General features: G+C 61.0%; 16 protein-coding genes and 1 tRNA gene. 5 read left to right on the top strand and 12 right to left on the bottom strand.

What is annotated here, in order from left to right:
- Window positions 1-72: 72 nt before the first annotated feature.
- The 6 genes from LAN70_07990 to LAN70_07965 form a co-directional block, all read right to left on the bottom strand.
- On the bottom strand, window positions 73-1,041 hold the full coding sequence (locus LAN70_07990; protein ID MBZ5511098.1) for an alpha/beta fold hydrolase: 969 nt from the start codon (window positions 1,039-1,041) through the stop codon (window positions 73-75).
- A gap of 102 nt (window positions 1,042-1,143) precedes the next feature.
- Complete coding sequence (locus LAN70_07985) at window positions 1,144-1,707, bottom strand: hypothetical protein (GenBank protein MBZ5511097.1); 564 nt, start codon at window positions 1,705-1,707, stop codon at window positions 1,144-1,146.
- 110 nt (window positions 1,708-1,817) lie between these two features.
- Window positions 1,818-3,053: a hypothetical protein gene (locus LAN70_07980; protein MBZ5511096.1), complete on the bottom strand. Its 1,236-nt coding sequence runs from the start codon at window positions 3,051-3,053 to the stop codon at window positions 1,818-1,820.
- Between the two features lie 119 nt (window positions 3,054-3,172).
- Window positions 3,173-3,979, bottom strand: coding sequence for a prephenate dehydratase (gene pheA / locus LAN70_07975; protein ID MBZ5511095.1), 807 nt, complete (start codon window positions 3,977-3,979; stop codon window positions 3,173-3,175).
- Between the two features lie 132 nt (window positions 3,980-4,111).
- Complete coding sequence (locus LAN70_07970) at window positions 4,112-4,603, bottom strand: GNAT family N-acetyltransferase (protein MBZ5511094.1); 492 nt, start codon at window positions 4,601-4,603, stop codon at window positions 4,112-4,114.
- A gap of 39 nt (window positions 4,604-4,642) precedes the next feature.
- Window positions 4,643-4,843 (bottom strand): dodecin family protein, encoded by a 201-nt coding sequence (locus LAN70_07965; GenBank protein ID MBZ5511093.1) that lies wholly within the window; start codon window positions 4,841-4,843, stop codon window positions 4,643-4,645.
- 466 nt (window positions 4,844-5,309) lie between these two features.
- On the opposite strand from LAN70_07965, the gene LAN70_07960 reads away from it, so the two are divergent.
- Window positions 5,310-5,450, top strand: coding sequence for a hypothetical protein (locus LAN70_07960; GenBank protein MBZ5511092.1), 141 nt, complete (start codon window positions 5,310-5,312; stop codon window positions 5,448-5,450).
- A 75-nt stretch (window positions 5,451-5,525) separates the two neighbouring features.
- Here LAN70_07960 and rlmN read toward each other — a convergent pair whose 3' ends face one another.
- On the bottom strand, window positions 5,526-6,713 hold the full coding sequence (rlmN, locus tag LAN70_07955; GenBank protein ID MBZ5511091.1) for a 23S rRNA (adenine(2503)-C(2))-methyltransferase RlmN: 1,188 nt from the start codon (window positions 6,711-6,713) through the stop codon (window positions 5,526-5,528).
- A 214-nt stretch (window positions 6,714-6,927) separates the two neighbouring features.
- On the opposite strand from rlmN, the gene LAN70_07950 reads away from it, so the two are divergent.
- Complete coding sequence (locus LAN70_07950; protein MBZ5511090.1) at window positions 6,928-8,205, top strand: insulinase family protein; 1,278 nt, start codon at window positions 6,928-6,930, stop codon at window positions 8,203-8,205.
- A 1-nt stretch (window position 8,206) separates the two neighbouring features.
- Here the strand turns inward: LAN70_07950 and LAN70_07945 are convergent, their stop codons facing one another.
- Together LAN70_07945 and LAN70_07940 are read right to left on the bottom strand one after the other, a co-directional pair.
- On the bottom strand, window positions 8,207-9,991 hold the full coding sequence (locus LAN70_07945) for a tetratricopeptide repeat protein (protein MBZ5511089.1): 1,785 nt from the start codon (window positions 9,989-9,991) through the stop codon (window positions 8,207-8,209).
- Complete coding sequence (locus tag LAN70_07940) at window positions 9,975-11,576, bottom strand: tetratricopeptide repeat protein (GenBank protein MBZ5511088.1); 1,602 nt, start codon at window positions 11,574-11,576, stop codon at window positions 9,975-9,977. The genes LAN70_07945 and LAN70_07940 overlap by 17 nt, the downstream gene beginning before the upstream one ends.
- A gap of 375 nt (window positions 11,577-11,951) precedes the next feature.
- Here LAN70_07940 and LAN70_07935 point away from each other — a divergent pair, with 375 nt between their 5' ends.
- Window positions 11,952-12,443, top strand: a complete 492-nt coding sequence (locus LAN70_07935; GenBank protein ID MBZ5511087.1) for a prepilin-type N-terminal cleavage/methylation domain-containing protein — start codon at window positions 11,952-11,954, stop codon at window positions 12,441-12,443.
- 141 nt (window positions 12,444-12,584) lie between these two features.
- A complete protein-coding gene (locus tag LAN70_07930) occupies window positions 12,585-13,919 on the top strand; it encodes a glycosyltransferase family 39 protein (GenBank protein ID MBZ5511086.1) in 1,335 nt (444 codons plus the stop codon).
- A gap of 133 nt (window positions 13,920-14,052) precedes the next feature.
- Here LAN70_07930 and LAN70_07925 read toward each other — a convergent pair whose 3' ends face one another.
- The 3 genes from LAN70_07925 to LAN70_07915 are packed head-to-tail and all read right to left on the bottom strand — an operon-like array spanning window position 14,053 to window position 17,500.
- Window positions 14,053-15,024, bottom strand: coding sequence for a glycosyltransferase family 2 protein (locus LAN70_07925; GenBank protein MBZ5511085.1), 972 nt, complete (start codon window positions 15,022-15,024; stop codon window positions 14,053-14,055).
- Window positions 15,021-15,620, bottom strand: a complete 600-nt coding sequence (locus LAN70_07920) for a class I SAM-dependent methyltransferase (protein ID MBZ5511084.1) — start codon at window positions 15,618-15,620, stop codon at window positions 15,021-15,023. The genes LAN70_07925 and LAN70_07920 overlap by 4 nt, the downstream gene beginning before the upstream one ends.
- Window positions 15,617-17,500, bottom strand: a complete 1,884-nt coding sequence (locus tag LAN70_07915) for a glycosyltransferase family 39 protein (GenBank protein ID MBZ5511083.1) — start codon at window positions 17,498-17,500, stop codon at window positions 15,617-15,619. The genes LAN70_07920 and LAN70_07915 overlap by 4 nt, the downstream gene beginning before the upstream one ends.
- A gap of 347 nt (window positions 17,501-17,847) precedes the next feature.
- On the opposite strand from LAN70_07915, the gene LAN70_07910 reads away from it, so the two are divergent.
- Window positions 17,848-17,924, top strand: a tRNA-Arg gene (locus LAN70_07910).
- The last annotated feature ends 217 nt before the right edge of the window (window positions 17,925-18,141 follow it).

Here is an 18,141-nt window from a genome sequence, read left to right as displayed (position 1 = left end):
TCGAGTGGTCTACAAAAAACCGCCATTTTTCGGCGGCCATCTCTATCCTACCAAATTTGCACAGGTTCGCGATTACTTGCGATCCATGCGGGCGGCCTTGCAGACGCTCTTCAAGCCTTCGTATGCAAGATATTCCCTGGCCGCTTCGTCGTCCTTCAGGTAAGTGTCCCAGAAGGCAAGGGTCTCCACCATGGCGCACTGGAACAGCGGGGTCTGGAGCCCGCGTTGCCGCATCGGGCCGACAAACGTGAAGTGCGTGGCGCCTTCGAGTTCCACGTCGTACTTATCGCCGGGCGGCGCTCCGTAAAAAGGCTGGCTGCGCCAGGTCGGCGTACGCCGCTGGGTGCCGAAGTCGCGCGAGCCGTACATTGCCAGCATGGGGACGCGGATGTTTTCCCACGATTGCGAGGTCAGCCCCATTTCGCCCTCGCCTTGCGGCGAGAGCACTACGATGGCGCGGACGCGCTTATCGGCGAAGCTCACCGGGCTCTTGCCGCCGGGCATCTGCACCGTGGCGCCGCCGATGGCGACCGCCGTATAGGCTCCGTAGGAGTGGCCTCCGACCCCGATGCGGCTGCGGTCCAACTTCCCTTTTAGCGTGGGCGCCAGACGTTCGATCTGCGGCAGCGAGTCGATGATGAAGGAAATGTCTTTCGGGCGGCTGCGCCACAGGCCGGGATCGGCGATGGCTTGGCGCAGCGTGCCGTGATATCCCCTGTCCTGCCGGGAGTCGGCGTGCGAGGGATGAATGCATGCGTAGCCGTAGCTCGCCCAGTATTGCGCCAGCGCCCAATAGGCGTCCTTCGAGCCGTACAGGCCGTGCGAAAACACGATTACGGGAAACGGACCTGTGCCCTCGGGATAATAGATCTTGAGCGGCAGGTCCTTGTTGCGCGCCGCGTCGTGCAGCACCAGTTGATCTACGGTAAGGACGCGATACGGCCCGGCGCTCGCGCTATAGTGCGGCGAGTCCGCGGCAACTGCGCCGATGGCAAGAGCAACCAGCAGTGCGAGGACGGCTATGGGGTTACGTTTCAGCATGCTCACACATGAGGTCTGAACCCGGCACCGGGAAGATCTACGTGGGGAACATGACAATCTTCGGACGCAATCGTCCATGTCCCAACGACAACCAGCGGTTGCTCACTGCTTTCCACCGGGCGGCCTCAGCATCCGTTCCGGCAACGGATTCTGTTCGGATTCGTTTTCCCAGAGGATGTTCAGCACCCACCAACGCTGGCCGTCGTTGAAGACCTGGATGCTATTGATGCCGCGGGCAAACGGTTTCTCACCCTTGGCGTGGCGCGATTCGTAGGTGCTGAACACCGACGCGATCTGCGCCCACTGGTCGACACGGTTGGCGACGGCGCTCTCGTAGAAGCTTTCCTTGGCGAAGAAGGGGTCGGTGCGGGTGACGTAGTCCTCGACGCTGAGCACGCGCGCCGCGTAACCGGTTTTTCCCGGTGGCGTGACCAGCGGGATGAGGTGCGCGCCCGGCCAGAATAGTGAGCGGAATCGGTTCCAGTCGCGCTTCTGCCCCGCTGGTCCGGAGATGACGTCGTACAAAGCCGCGACAATGCTGTCGATCGACTTCACGTCGGCCGGATTTGCGGCGGGAGTTTCCGCGGCGGGTTTCGGCTCGGGTTGCGCCTGGCCCAGCGCCAGCGATCCCATCAGCACCGCGAACATCAGGATGGCAGCTTTCATCGGTTGACCTCGCGGACGGCAGATTACCTCATGAAGTCAGAATGAAGAATTACGGCCCCATCCTTCTTGTTCACGAGGAAGATGCTCGCCAGCCGAGCAGGCTTTAGCGTCTATTTCTGTGTCTGCGCGGGTGCGTTCGACGAGTTGCTTTCAATGAAGGCAACTACTTCCCTGACAATCGGACCGCGCAGGGGTGCAATGACTCTCTCTGCTTGTTCCTGGGATAGCTGAGCGCGCTTCGGGCTGTCGTACCATATCGAGCTCTCATACGCCAAGTCATAGGAGACAGTCCAAGTCTTGTTGACTGAGGGATCGGATGTCTTTTGCGCTCTCCAAGAATCTGTCACCGTGAACCTGTACCTTCCCGACGGATCCTTGGGGTGTTCAAGGAACTCCAGGTTCCAGTTCACCAGGAAGTCCAGCTTGCCGGGATCAACGGCCCACTCTTCACCGGGGCGCTTTTGGTACTTCGCTCCCTCATGCCGTACCGTTCGCTCTTCTCTTACTCGCAGTGTGGGACCGCTGACCAACCCTAGGTCACTTGCAAGCGCGGAGATGGCGAGGCCAAACCAGTGGGAACCACCCGCACCAGTTACCAGCGCGCGGACCAACACGCGGGCCTGCCTCGGCGCGGGACGGGCGCTGGGGCGGCTTCCGCCCGGTTCAAGCTCGCGGTTGCGCTGAATAAAGTCCACCACACCGGCCAGAATCGGGGTCCTCTTGGGCGCAATGACCCTTTCCGTTGCCTCTTGCGCCAGTTTTCGCACAGCCTTGCCGCTCATGTAGGGCCCCATCTGATAGCTCTCCACCTCATACGAGGCTTCCCAAGTCTGGAAGATGGAAGGATCCGACACTCTTTCGATTGTCCACGTCTCAATACCCCGTATTTGCTTAGATTGGAAGCCCGCAATTCCTTCGGCACGGAAGTAAAAGGTTGACTCGGCCAGATCCCAAACCCACGTCACCAAGAAGTCAAAGCTGTCCGGGTCTTTGGGGGCATCTCTGACTTCTTCTTGGTGACCGTTCTCAAGCCAAGAAACGTGCCGAGTCTCCACGTCGACCCGCAGGCCTTCCCATGCATCCAGCCGCAGACTCCGGGCCAAATCGAGCCTGGCCTGTTTGTGCGCTTCTAAGAGATCATCCATGAGCTGGGCACCGGCAGGGGTCTCAGAGCCGCTCAGCAGCAGTAGGCGAACCAGCACATTGGCTGGGCGGTGGTGTCTCGCAATCGCACGCTCGCCCTTGATTGCCGGCGGAGGGGTCGCTGTTTGCCGTTGAGCGGCAGCCCCCTCAGACAACAAGGCAAGGACGGACACCAGCACGATCAGCGCGCTTTTCCGGCTCATGGGCTTCTCCTTTCTGGTCCTTCCAGTTAATTAAGAATGAAGAACTCGCGGCGGCAAAGATTGGTTCCTTCCGAGTCATTCTTCATTCTGACTTCTTCATTTCATTCCGCCGCTGGCATTTACGCCGCCGGATAAATGCCGAGCACCTTGACGAATTCTGCGATCTCCGCCAGGTGCGCCAGCGCCTTGCGCGCGGCCTCGTCGTCAGCGCGCAGATAGTCGATAAAGAACACGTATTCAAACGGACGGCCGCGGAACGGGCGGGATTCGATCTTGCTCAGGTCAATATCGCGCAGCGCGAACACGCTCAACGCCTTGAACAGAGCTCCGGGCGCGTTTTTCAGGGCGAATGCGATCGAGGTCTTGTTGGCGGCGCGGTGCACGCGGCGGGAGCGGCTGACGAGGAAAAAGCGGGTGAAGTTCAGTTTGTCGTCTTCCAGGCCGCGCAGCAGGATGCGGCCCTGGTACACGGCCGCGGCGCGGCTGCCCGCGATGGCGGCGGCGTCACGCAGGTTTTCGCCCACCACGTGCCGGACGCTGCCCGCGGTGTCGTAAAACGATTCGGCGCGGGCCTGGCGGTGGCGGCGGAAAAAATCGCGGCATTGCTCCAGCGCGACAGGATGGGAAAACACGCGCCTCACGTCCTTCAACTTCACGCCGGGAGCGGCGATCAGGTTGTGGCGGATGCGCAGGCGAAACTCGCGCTGGATAAACGCGTCGCGCGCCAGCAGCAGGTCGAGATGCTGAGCGACGGGCCCGGCGAGGGAGTTCTCAATCGGAACCAGGGCCGCGGCGGCGCCTCCGGAATCAAGCCGGTCGAAAACGTCGGACGACGTAACACAGGGCACCACCGAGCAGCCGGGCAGGAAAGTGCGCGCGGCTTCGTCGCTGAACGATCCGGTTTCGCCCTGAATTGCGATCCGCATGGTGTCGATTCCGGGAGGCTTCTGCGCTGCACGCCTGCTTTGCCGGCCCGCGGTGCACGCCTACCCTGAGCCACAGAAGTATAGAGGTACCGGGCCGGGTTGCGCGCGGCCGCTTGCGAATTTGTGGCTTCCTTACAGTTTTTTTCCCATCAGCAGCGCGTCAATGCTGTCGAGATAGTAGCGCGGGATGGTCTTCAGCACCGAGTAGCGGAGGCGCTTGTAGAAACGCAACGCGGTGTCGTTATCCACCGCGGTTTCCAGGAAGACGGCCTTACATTCGGCGGCGCGGAGCCGTGTCTCGCATTCCTCCATCAGCAATGAGCCGATGCCGGCGCGCCGGGCCTCCGGAAGCACGTCAATGGTGACAATATGCCCGACGCCGCGCGGCAGGACGTGTCCTACCAGGAAGCCTACGATGCGTGGCGGGCGAATGGTTTCGTCTCCAGCCGAGGCGGCGGTTTCAGCGACGACGGTGAACCCACCCGCTTTCGCGATGTAATGAGCGAGTTCGCGCTGGGAGTAGGCGATGCCGCGGGCAAAGCACCGCTGATCAATTTCCCAGAGCCGGCGGAGGTCGCCGGGCCGGTAGTCGCGCAGGCGATAAGTCGCGGCGGGAACGTCCATCGGTCCCAGCGTATCAGGTGAGCTTCCCAGGCTGCTTGTTCAGTGCTCGACGTCAAAATAAATTCTGGTGGTCGCGCGAAACTGGGTAATTTTCTTTCCGTCGAGTTCCATCTCGAATTCAGCGACCCGCGCCCACTTGAGCCCGTGGATGGTCTTCGCTGCTTCGGCAACCGCGTTCTCCGCCGCCTTCGCGAAGCTCTCCTTGGAAATGCCGACGACCTCGATAACTTTCTGCGCCATAGCGTCCTCCGTGCGTCAGTTTCAGGTGCGGCATGATACACCCGCGGCGACGGCACTGCATTCGAGCGTCGCAACCTGCGACCGGCAATCACCGCGCAGGCTTGCTCTTGCGAATCCGAAGTTCTGCGCCTTCCAGGTGTGTTCCAGATTCAGAACAAGGATTGCATCGCGGTCACTTGTCTCCTGCGCCGATGTATGGTGCAGGGCATCGGGCTGGTCCGCTTGCTGGAGATGGCTGACCCTGCTTATTTCTTCCAGGTGGATTACAGGCTCCCAGACTTGGGTACAAGCCTTTTCATCAGGAGCGCTTGGGATGCGAAACACGGGCCGGCTAAGTCGGCTTGCGGCGCGGGCCATCCTCGTTCTCTTCATCCTTGTTCCCCCCGCGGGGTTGCTAACTGCCCGCAACCCGAGTGTCGCGTGGCTTGCCTGGACGATCGTATCGCTCTGGGTAGCACTGAATGTAGTGAAGTTCACGACGCTGGCTTTCCCGGAACGCCATTCGCCCACACGCGCCCTGGTAGTCGTCACGATCGCGGTGGTGAACGTGGCGTTCTCCTTGGGCCTGGCGTTATTGCCGTCCGACTGGTTCAGCGCCTTACGCTAAACCCAGGCAGATCTGACCTGTTTTTCGGAAGAGCATCACCTGTTCGATCCGCAACAGAATTCTCGCCCCGACTGCCTACGCACTAATCTGCACAACTTCGGCGCGCTTGAGCTGTCCGCACGCGGCGTAGATGTCGCGTCCGCGCGGACGACGAACAAAGGTAGGGATGCCGGCCTGGATGAGCGTCTGCTGGAAGGCGTGGACGCGCTCGTCCTCCGGCGTAGAGAACGGAATCTCCGGCCCCGGGTTGAGTGCGATCAGGTTGACCTTGGCGTTCAGGCCGCGGATGAGGGCGACGACCTCGCGCGCGTTTTGCACGCTGTCGTTGACTCCGTTCAGCAGTACATATTCGAACGTAAGTCGTTCGCGTGGCCGGAGCGGAAACTGGCGCGCGGCCGTGAGCACCGTTGCCAGGTTCCACTTGCGGTTGATCGGCATCACCTGGTCGCGCGTGGCATCATTGGAGGCGTTCAGCGAAATCGCCAGCTTCGGGCGGACCTGTTCTCCTCCGAAGTCGCGGATGCGCGGCACGATCCCGGCGGTCGAGACCGTCATGCGTGATTCCGGGATGCCGACGCCGGCCGCCAGCAGGCGCACCGCTTTCATGAAATTTTCGTAATTGAGGAACGGCTCGCCCTGGCCCATGAAAACCAGGTTGATGCGTTCGCTCTCGGGCGAGACCTTCTGGTCCTGAAACACACGCAGGATCTGGCCGACAATTTCGCCGGCGCTCAGGTTGCGCAGCAGTCCAAGCAACGCCGTCATGCAGAACTGGCAATTCACGGCACAGCCTGCCTGGCTGGACACGCAGATAGTCGCGCGCTTGAACCCGCGTTCTAACCCACCCTGTCGCGCTCCTTCAATTGCGCTCAGGGCATGCTCCACTGCGCGTGACAAGGGTGGGCCACCCATCTCTTCCTCGCCTGCCTCGCTGCCATCGCCCTGCTCTCCGTTGTCGCCTTCCGGCATCCAGACGGTCTCCACGCTCTGCCCATCGGCGAAGCCGATGAGGTAGCGCACGGTCCCATCCAGGGAAATGAATTTTTTTTGGGTCTGCGGCAGGCCGGAAGCATAATTTTTCGTTAGCTCGGAGCGGAACGAATTGGGCAGGGTCGTAATTTGGTCGACCGCTTCAACCCGCTGCCGATACAAGGCCTCGAACAGCTGACGGCCGCGATAGGCGGGCTGGCCGGCTTCCACGGCGATAGCCGTAAGCTCTTGAAGATCAAGGCCTAAAAGTTCTTTTTGCGGTCGCTCTCGCATGCATCCAAACGCAGTGTCACATTATGCGGCTGAAGCTATTGTACCCGCCCTGGGCAGCCGCCGCAGGTTCCCGGCACTTTGACCGGGAGTCCCTAAGTCATTGATTTTGTTATTGGAATCTTTTCGCGCAGGGCAGGCTGCGGTGTGTAAGAATCAACTGGTGGGGCTTCCCGAGGAATCGCGGGAAGCGGGTACCGATCACTGGGAAACCATCATGGTGGAAGAACTCCGCAACATCCGGCGCGAGGTGTTGCCCAACGGTCTGATTGTGCTGACCGAGGAGATGCAGCACATCCGCTCCATCTCGATCGGCATTTGGATCAAGACCGGATCGCGGCATGAAGAACCGGAGTTCAACGGCATCTCCCACTTTGTCGAGCACATGCTCTTCAAGGGCACAACCACCCGCACGGCGGAAGACATCGCGCGGCAGGTGGATTCCATCGGCGGGAATCTCGACGCCTTCACCGCCAAGGAGTGCATCTCCTTCGACATTAAAGTCCTCGACGAGCACCTGCCCATCGCCATGGATGTGCTCAGCGACCTGGTGTTGAACCCCGTCTTCGACATGAAGGACATCGCCCGCGAGCGCGGCGTGATCCTGGAAGAGATCAAGATGGACGAGGACAACCCCGACTACCTCGTCCACGAAATCTTTACCCAGAATTTCTGGAAGGACCATCCGCTGGGCAAGCCCATCCTCGGAACCAAGGACACGGTGCGGCGCTTCGAGCAGGAGCCGCTGCTGAATTACTGGCGGCGCTTCTTCATTCCCAACAACATGATCATCTCTGCGGCCGGGAACCTGAACCATGAAAGGTTTGTGGACCTGGTGAAGCAGAAATTCTCCCCGTTGCAGGCGGGCAAAAACGGATTTCTCCAGGCAGTGCCCAAGATTTCCGCGCGCATCATCCTGCGTAACAAGAAGGCGCTGGAGCAGGTGCAGATCTGCGTCGGGGTGCCATCGCATCCCGTGGGTCACGAGCGCCGCTACGCCGGCTATATCCTGAGCACGATTCTGGGCGGCGGCATGAGCTCGCGCCTGTTCCAGAACATTCGCGAGCGTCAAGGGCTGGCCTACGCCATCTACAGCGAGCTGAATCCGTATCGCGACACCGGCTGCCTCTCCGTCTACGCGGGGACCTCGCGCGAATCAGCGCCCAAAGTCGTTCAGTGCATCGTCGCCGAATTCCGCAACTTGAAGGCGGAGGCCGTCCCCGAGGAAGAGTTGCGCCGCGCCAAGGACCAGCTCAAAGGCAGCCTGATGCTCAGCCTGGAGTCGTCCACGGCGCGCATGTCCAACCTGGCCCGTCAGGAAATGTACTTCGACCGCTTCATCGGCCTGGATGAGATCGTGAACAGCATCGAGAAGGTCACCAGGGCTGACCTGACCCAACTCGCCAATGACTTCTTCAAGACGGAATCGATCGCGGTGACCGTGCTGGGAAATTTGAACGGACTGAAGATTTCGCGCGACCAGCTCGCGGCCTGACCTACTGCACCACGTCTAGTCCCAAGGCTTTCGTCTGCTCGTCAATGCGCTTGCGGTTGGCGGCCTCGGCGCGGAATTGCACCGCTGCCTCATCCTGTTTGCCCTGCTGGCGCAGCACCACGCCCAGGGCATAGTGATACCCGGCAGCGTCGGGCCGCAGTTCGACCGCCCGGCGCAGCGGCCCCTCGGCCTCTTGCGGCCGGTGCATCTGCAGCCGCGACATGCCGAGAAAGTAAAATTGGTTCGCGCTCATCGGCTTGATACCGGCGGGCCAGTGGTCAATGGCGCGCAGCAGGGCCTGCTCGGCCTCGGGATAGCGCCCGACGCGATAGTAGTACATTCCCAAATTGCACAGGCCTGCCCAGTAATTTGGCTGCTCTTCGATGACTTCGCGCTGCACCCGCAGCGCGCTTTCCATGTCGCCGAGGATGCCATAGGCTTCCGCCTGGTCCTCCATGGCGCGGACATTGTGCGGTGCGTGCTGCCGCGCATGCGTAAACAGCGCCAAGTCGTTGTCCCAGGGCGCGCACTGGACCGCGGTGGAAACGGCCAAGGCAACCGCGGCAACCATGCCTATCCCCACCTGCATGCGCTGCGAGATTTGGGCGCGCCCGATGGCGCCGCCCAGCGCCAGCGCCAGCGCTACCGAAGGCAGATACAAATAGCGATCGTGGACGAAGTCGCCCATCTGGAACACGACTGCCCCGTACACCGCCGGCAGGATCGGCGCCAGCATCGCCATGCCCGCCAGCAGCATCAGCTTGGAACGGCGGAAAACAACGGCGTAGAGTGCGGCAATCCACGCCACCAGCAGCGCGGGCAGGATGACGTCGTGGAAGCTGATTCCCTTCACCAGCTCGACGTCGTAATACGCGCTCAGCCCGAACGGCCAAACCAACTGCCGCAGGTAAAACGCCAGTAGCTTCGGCCAACTCAGCCACACCGTTCCCAGCGGGCGATGATGCAGCGGGCTGACTACGCCGCGCAGCACGCTCCATCGCGCCGCAAAATACGCCAGTGCGACCACCGCATACGGCAGCATCAGGCGAATCGCGTTGCGGGATCGCTGCCGCGCGCTCGCCCCCGAGCCCATTTCTTCGTCGAACAGGAATGCGTGCGCCGCGATGATCACCACCAGTACCACGCCGGTTTCCTTCACCAGCATGGCGAGCGCGTAACCAGCCACCGACGCCGCCATCCACCACGCGCCGGTGCCCCACATCTGCCCGCTCTTGGCAGATATGGGCGTTTTACTGTGATGCTCACGCCAGTTCAGATACGCAAGCAACGATGCCATGCAGAATATGGCCAGCAGGATTTCGGGAATTCCCGACACCCAGGCGACCGCCTCGACGTGGATTGGATTGACGCCGAACAGCAGCGCGGCCAGGGCTGCGGCCAGTTGCGAGCGCAAAAGCTTAACCCCAAGCCGGTACACCATCCAGGTGGCGAGCAAGTGCGCGGCGATGGTCAGCAGGTGCCACCAGCCGGGGGTCAGGCCGACCATGGAATTCACCACCCGCAGCCACAGCAGGAACAGCGGTCGGTAGTAGTTCCCTGCCCAGGCCGGCTGCTCGAACGACCACACGTGCCCGGTGAAGTAATGCGGCACGAAACGCCAGGCCTGAATCCAGGGATTGAGCGCGATCTGCAGGTGATCGTCGAAGACGAAATCGAAGGTGATGGTGCGCGCGTACGCCGCCGCCGCCAGTACCAGCGCCATCCGCAGCACCAGGTCCGAGCTCGCCCAGCGCTCGCGAACGGCCGGTTCAGTGACGCTCGCCATGGGTCCTCTGGCGGAGTTCGGCCAGTTGCCGCTGCGCTTGGGAATGGCTGGGATCGAGTTTGAGGGCCTGCTCCAGCGCGGCCTGGGCGCCATCCAACTTGCCCTGCTTCTCCTGTGCCAGGCCAAGGTAATAAAACTCATCAGGCGTGCCGTGCAGTTCAGTGGCACGCGCCAGATAGCGCTCCGCCTCCGGATAGCGCCCGATCATGTACTGCGCGTAACCCATGCGGTAATTCGCGTACCAGTAATCGGGATCGTCGGCCAGCACCACCTCGTACAGCTTGATTCCCTCGTTGTACATGCCGCGCAGCACCAGCGACGCCGCCAACTTATTGCGCGGCAGATCATTGTTCGGCGCCACCGCCATGCCGTGATAATAGAGCAGCAGGTCGTTGGCCCATGGCACGCTTTGCGCCACCGTGGCGAACGCCATCACCGACGCCAGCCCCAACGCCGCCACCTGTCCTGCAGGCCGTCCCAAAATCTGCCGCGTGTCCAGTTGCGCCAGCGCCATCGCCACCAGCATCGCCCACCCGACCGACGGCAGGTACAGGTACCGGTCATGGATGAAGTCGCCCATCGGCAGCACCGTCAGGTTGAGCAGCGGAAGGATCGGCAGCAGCACCCACAACGACGCGAACGCCACCAGCGGCGACTTCGATCTCCGCCACCACCACACCAGCACTCCGAGGGCCAGTACTACCCCGATCAGCGGCCACACGAAATACCTCATGCTGACGCGCGTGACATACGGCGTGTCGTAGAACACGCTCAGCCCGATGGGCGCCATCATCAGCCGTACGTACCACCACAACGCCGACGGGATGGTCAGCAGCGCCGTGTTTCCCGGCAGGTTGACCGTCTTGTGCGCAACCCCGTGCAGCGCCTGCGCCCGCGCCAGCAGGTAGGCCCCGGTCACCAGCACAAACGGCGCCGCCGCCATCAACGATGCCCGCAGCCGTGCGCTCCACCGCTCCTCCCCGGGCGCATACAGCCATTCGCAGGCGAATACCAGCGCCGGCAGGACCACCGCCGTCTCTTTCGACAGCAACGCCAGCGCGTACAGCGCCAGCGCCGCTACCAACCACTGCGCACGCCGCCCGCGCTCACGCCAATTCAGGTAGGCAAGAAACGCCGGAATCAACAACAGTGCCATCAACGGCTCGGTTACGCCCGAGATCCACGCCACCGCCTCCAGATGCACCGGATGCAAACCGAACAACAAGGCGGTGACGATCGCGGTCCGCCGGTCGCGGGTGAGCCGCAGCGCCAGCACAAAGACCAGCGCCGTAACTCCCAGGTGCGCCAGCACCGTCGTCAGGTGCCACAGCGCCGGATGCAGGCCGAACAGGGTGTGGTTCATCAACAGCCAGCCAAGGAACAGCGGCCGGTAGTAGTTTCCGACCGCCAGTTGCTGCATCCACACGTTGGCCCGGAAGTACAACGGGAAATATTTCCAGCTCTGGACCGCGGGATTGGCTACGATCTGCCCCAGATCGTCATACACAAATTCGAACTGCAGTGTCCCGACATATACAAGGAAGGTTGCGGCCAGCACAATTCCCAAAAGCAGAGGTGTGGACAAACGCGGTTTTGTGAAGGCGCCTTGGTGCGTGGACATCCGAAGCTATTCCAGTTTTGAGGAGCTGGTCACTGCATTGTAGCCGACATTTCGGCGTCTCATGTGTCGCGCACTCTTCTCAACCTGGCACCCGCGAATGACAAACTGCGATATGCTGAGTGACACAAACTGTCATACGGCACACGCTGGCAGGCCCAGGCGGCTCCCGGCAATTCTTTACAAATCCGGCTCGTTACACTGAAACGCTTGCGAATCAGTGGATTCGAGGGACGAACCGGATTGTGTACGGCCATTCACAGGCTGTGGCAACTCACTTGCTTCATATTGTGCAGCGACCGAACAACCGACATTTGAATTTGGAAGAGGAGATTGAACTAAATGCGCAAACAAAAAGGTTTCTCACTGATCGAACTGCTGATTGTGGTGGCGATCATTCTGATCATCGCCGCCATCGCCATCCCGAACCTGCTGCGCTCGCGCATCGCCGCGAACGAAGCTTCGGCGGTCGGTTCGATCCGCACCATCAACACTGCGGAAGTCACCTATGCTTCTACCTACCCGAACATGGGCTTTGGAGGTTTGCCGCAGTTGGGACCATCAGCCGACGGCACCGTCACCTCCGCCGCCGGCGGCTTGATTGACTCGGTGTTGGCTTCGAGCGTCAAGAGCGGCTATGTATTCGCCGTGGTCACCGGCACCGCCTCCGGTGGTGTGGTTCCCAGTTACGCGGTCAACGGCGACCCGCAGAATTCCCAGACCGGTCAGCGGCACTTCTGCTCTGATCAGTCGGGCGTGATCCGCTACGATGTCGCTACAAAGATTACCTCGACGGGAGACACGGGCTGTACCACTGGCTCCCCGCTGCAGTAGCGTGAATTCGTAGGTTTGGCGAAGTACCTGGGGGAGGGTACGAGCCAGGGGGAGCAGGAGAAACTTTTCTGCTCCTCATTATTATTTTGGGCATGGACTTGAAGCGCGCCGAAACGATCTATCAGGGCGAAGAGTGAAACGATGCGTGACTGGGCAAATCGTGTCCGTCTGGGCAATTCCCTGGTGTTGATGGTACTGGTTGGGTTGGCGCTGCGTTTGGCCCTGATCGTCTGGCTGCGCTATTACGACTTCCCTAGTGCGTACAGTCTGCTTGCGCCTCCTCATTTCCATTTTGAGTTTGGATATGAAACCGGCGCCGTCGCATATTCGCTAGCGACAGGACACGGCTTCTCGTCTCCCTTTGGCGGCTCGACGGGTCCCACGGCTTGGCTGGCGCCCCTCTACCCTGCCATGTGCGCCCTTGTATTCAAGGGGTTCGGCTGCTTCACGTTTGCATCTGGCGTGGTAATTCTGCTGATCAATAGTGCTTTTTCCGCCCTCACCTGCATTCCCATCTGCCGCATCGGCGAACTGACGGTCGGCCGCAAGGTGGGCTATTGGTCTGGCTGGATCTGGGCAACGGGCGTTATCTTCATGCGTTGGCCCACCACTTGGGTCTGGGAGATGAGTGCGTCCGCGCTCCTGATCAGCGTCCTTTTCTTGCAGTCGCTGCAGCTTGGAAAACAGGCCAGCGGGAAGCGCTGGGCTGGTTTCGGCCTGCTGTGGGGAATCGCAGCGCTCACCAATCCCACTTTATTGGCATTCCTTCCAGCCGCCGGACTGTATCCCACCTTCAAGTTGTGGCGCCGTCATGAACGCTGGTTTAGCCACGCGGCGGTGTCAGCCGTCGTGTTCGCAGTTGTGATTTCGCCATGGCTGATCAGGAATCGGGTCGTATTGGGTACCTGGGTATTCATTCGCGATAATGCCCCATTCGAACTCTCACTCGGCAATTATCACGGGAGCAACGGCACGGGTTGGTTCGGCAAGCATCCGACTCAGAACAAGTGGGAATATGCCAATTACAAGAGGATGGGAGAACTCGCCTACGTGGCCAGCAAAAAGCACCTGGTCATCACTTTCGTGAAGCAGTACCCGCGGGAATTTGCGGGCCTTTGCGCCACTCGAGTCGAAGCGTTCTGGACGGGAACGGCGTTGGACTACGAACACCCGCTCATCGAGCCTTGGCGGCCGTGGGTTTATTGGCCTTTATCCGCATTGATGCTGGCCGGGCTAATCGTGGCCGTAGCATGGCGCGTGGACGGTGGTTGGCTCTATTTCTGGCTGTTGCTGCTGTATCCAATTACCTACTACCTCATGTTTGCCCAGCCGCGTTATCGTCACGCCATCGAGCCGGAAATGCTCCTGCTCGGTACTTACTTCGCGTATTCAGCGCTGCAGGAGCTGAGGAAGCGATTTCCGGTCAAGCAACAATCGCGGGTGGAATTGCAGCCTGCTTTGGTTGATGCCGACTGAAGACACAGCAAGTTTGGCAGTGCCTGGGGAACAGTACGAGCCTGGACACCGGAGAAATCCGGTGCTCTTTTTTCCATACCTACTGCTCATATAGTGCCCGATAGACGCTGCCGTACGAGGGATCCCCAATTTCTCAGGAGGACTGTCCAGCAGCCCGCGCAACCTGCAGCGCGGAGCTGATCAGTTCGGAAACCACGTAAATCGGACGCGCTTTCACTTCCTCGTAGATGCGGCCTACATACTCGCCGATAATGCCGAGAAAAACCAGGTTTACGCCCGAGAGAAATGTGATCAGCACGGTCAACGCGGTAAATCCACGCGGTACCTGCCAGGTTGCAAGTCTCGCCACCACGTTGTAGAGCGTGAACAGCACTGCCAGTGCGACTGCGACTCCGCCGAGCAGAGCGGCGGCCCGGATCGGCACCACGGAAAACGCAAGCAGCCCATCGGAAGCGAGCTTGAATAGCTTCCATGCGGTGTAGTTGCTGGTGCCAGCGTTGCGCTCGCCGCGCTCCACGCTCACGCCAATCTGACGGAAGCCAACCCAGCTCCGGAGTCCTCGAAGGTACCGGTGATGTTCTCTCAATCGCCGCAGGTGGTCGAGGACGCGACGCGACATGAGGCCGAAGTCGCCGGCGTCCAGCGGCAACTCGACCTCGGCGACCTGCGCGGCCAGCCGGTAAAACAGCGCATAGCACCAGCGCAGGTAGAACGGCTCTTTACGTTTGACGCGCTGCGCGTACACCACGTCGTAGCCGGCGTGAAACCGCTCCAGCAGTTGCGGAATGCATTCGGGGGGATCCTGCAGGTCGCCGTCCATAATAACCGCCGCATCGCCTGTGACGTGGTCGAGCGCGGCGGTGAGCGCCGCCTGGTGGCCGAAATTCCGCGAAAGGGAGATCACCGTGATACGGGAATCGTCGCGCGCGGCGGCGCGGAGCAGTTCCAGCGTGCCATCCCTGCTGCCATCGTCCACCAGGACCAGTTCATGCGGACCGCCGGCAATCTGGTCGAGCATGTCCTTGGTGCGCCGCAATAGTTCCGGAATGTTCGCCTCCTCATTGTGGAGCGGGGCCACAACGGAGAGGCGGAATTGAGTGATCATGATTTTCGTTTTCCTTTGAAGTACAGCATGTTCCAAATCGCCACCCCGCCCAGCCCGACCGGGAACGACTCCAACAGGAGCGGCTCAAAGTGCTGGGTGAAGATTTCGTTCCAGCGCTCTAACCGCCGCGGATAGTCACCGCGGTCCAGGCGCGCCATCAGGCGAGGGAGGCCACGCTCCTCCGGTAACACCAAATCGATGATGTGGACGTGGCCGTCGTCGGCCATCAGGGTGGACAGCCGGCTGAGCAGGGTATGGACTCCGGCATCGTCGATATGGTGCAACAGGCTGTTGGCAAGCACGAAATCGAACCGCTCACCCGCAGGAACTTCATACGCCGTGACGTCAGCGATCACAAAGTTCCGGTTGAAGCGGCGGCGTGCACTCTCGATGTTGGAGCGGTTCCTATCAACGCCCAGGTAGTTGCAGTGTGCGAAGAGGTGAGTGTCTGTGCCGGGTCCGCAACCGACATCCAGCACGCGGCGCACGCGCGTGAGATCATTATTCTTGAGCAGCGGGGAGAGCTTGGCGTCGGCGAAGGGCGCGATCCACGCGCGGTACACCGGCGTCCACTCCATCACCTGCTGGATTCTCATCTCCACCTCACCTGCATCGTCCCAAACTGCTGCGCCTTGGGATACCGGCGTTTCAGTTGTTCCGCCAGATCGTCCTGCACTTCTCTCTGAAACAAAGACCGTTGGAGCACAATGGCCGTCACCGAGTGCCGTTCGAGCGCGCTCAAAATGCGTTCGTTACGCCCGCGCGCATCGTCAAACTGGTCGAATAGTATTGGCGTCGGATTGCGAAGTCCGGAAAAGAAATAAACATCCGGGCAATCCAAGGCGCAATAGGTGTAACCACCGCTGGCGTGCTCGCGAAGCAAGCCGAGGGCCTTGAGGTACTTGTCCCGCCAATCGCTGCGAATCCACACGCCGCCAGAGCGTTCCAATTCAAGCGGTAGCATGCCTTCGGGTGCGTAGACGTTATCCTTGAAATGTAACCCGGTGGGGGCGAATAGAAGGACCGCGTGCAGGCAATAAAACGCGAGCAGCGCGCCGGCGACACCCGGGTGCGGCATGCGTGGCAACAGGCGCAGGACACCGATAACCGCGAACATTACCAGCGGCGCGACGTAACAGAAGTAAATGATCGTTGAAAACGGGAACTGAATGAGTACGCAAGCGGCGAGGACACAGAGGACAAGAACCGCCTTGCGCACATCACCGGCGGGAACGGTCCTGCGACGCCAAAAGACGGTTAGGCAGCCAATCAGGACAACCGGGGTGGCCAGCATCCAAAGCGGATAAGTTCCCATGCGATAAGCAATCGTGTCGCCCGGCGCTTTCACCAAGGCGGGCAACAGCGCCACGGCGAGCAGCGCAGAAGAGAACAACGAGATGCGTGATCGGCGAAACACGGCGGCGGCGAGCACGGCGATTAACGGAATGGCCGCGGCGGCGGCCGGCAACACGGGCGGCACCCGCGTCGTTGTGGTGAGGAAACGCTCCTGCGGCAGAACGAAAACACCATAAAACAATTCGTGGAGTGCGCCGCGCATTGCGTAGAGGAAGAGCGCAACGGGAATCGCTACGCCGGCCAAAACCGGAAACCACGACCGCGAGATTTTTCTGAAGCGGTCTGCCAGCGGGCCAGTCCTCGGGTCATGTGCAATGAGCAACGCGGCGACCGCCGCGTGCGGCAGGAAAAAGTGGTAGATGACAGCGGCGCCGGTAACGCGATGCACGGTCCTCAACAACAGGCCGAGAAAGGCGAGCAATCCGGCGCCGAGAACGACGGTATAGCGGCGGTCCGTGGTCTCCCGTGGCGCCCCAGGCGTGGATTGCTCATCGAAAACCAGGAAGAGAAGGATGCCGACGAGCAAATACAAACCCGAGAGTTTCGCGAGAACGGACAATCCCGCACACAGCCCGGCCACCAGGAGCCACCCGCGGTTTCCGGACTCGATGAATCGCAACATGGCTGCGATGGCGAAAATGGCGAATACGAGGTTGTACCAACTCGGCATTGCGGCCGTGTAGTTTGGGAAACTCCAGGCAACGGCTACGAGAGTGCATGCGCCGGCTGTGATGGGCGCCACATAGTGCGTCAGCACATAAAACATGGCGGCAATCGCGGGCACCACGAACGCGAACAGCACCCACCGCGTGGTCATCGTGCTTACGCCGAAGGCGCGGAACGCTGCCGCGTCCAGGTAGGCCAGCCCGCCGGTATAGATCTCGGTGAAATCGCGGTGTGGCAGTTCGCCAGCCATCACCCGGATGGCGCTCTCGCCCAGGGCGCCTTCGTCGTGCGCCACCCACCCGCGCCTTGGCATGCACCATGCGGTGTAGGCGGTAGCGAGAGCCACGGTTGCCAGCAGCACTATCCGGTAGAACGCCGGGGACCGGCGCCGCGTGGCAGGCGCAAACACGCTCACAGCGTCCCGCTGTTCGCGCACGTATGGCTCAACAATCATCACAGGCGTTGCCGTAAACAGCAACAGGGGAATGCTGTTGCGGGAGAGAGAATTCTACAACGGAATTCGGTGGGCGCACGTAACGGAAGACCGCGCACGTTGCAGACTTGAGTCTGCCTGCCAGCCTCGTGTCTGCAGCAACTGCAATTCCTCCAGTGCCGCTACGGGCCAGCCCGCTGCCGTAGTCCTGATTGCAGGTTTGGCGAAGTACCTGGGGGAGGGTACGAGCCAGGGAGCACCGGAGCAATCCGGCGCTCTTTTTATTGCGGCTCGGATTTTCTGCTGCGCTGCGCCTCCCTCCCGCTCACTGGCGCTGAAGCAGAGCGGTTCGCTATAATCCTTGGAGCGCGCCCTTAGCTCAGCTGGATAGAGCGACTGGCTACGAACCAGTAGGTCGGGAGTTCGAATCTCTCAGGGCGCGCCATTTCCATCCGCAGCCGCTTCAAACCAAGAGATCCTTCGCTGCGCTCAGGATTTCGCCTGCGGGCTCCCGCTGCGCTCACTCCCGCAATACGGCTCAAATTCGAATCTCTCAGGGCGCGCCATTTCTTTTTAAGAGATCCTTCGCTGCGCTCAGGATTTCGCCTGCGGGCTCCCGCTGCGCTCACGCCCGCAATACGGCTCAAGTTCGAATCTCTCAG

The organism is Terriglobia bacterium (assembly GCA_020072845.1).
In the GTDB taxonomy this organism is placed as follows: Bacteria; Acidobacteriota; Terriglobia; order Terriglobales; family Acidobacteriaceae; genus JAIQGF01.
Note: the sequence above shows the minus strand (reverse complement) of the source record. Positions and strands in the feature narration are given on the sequence as shown.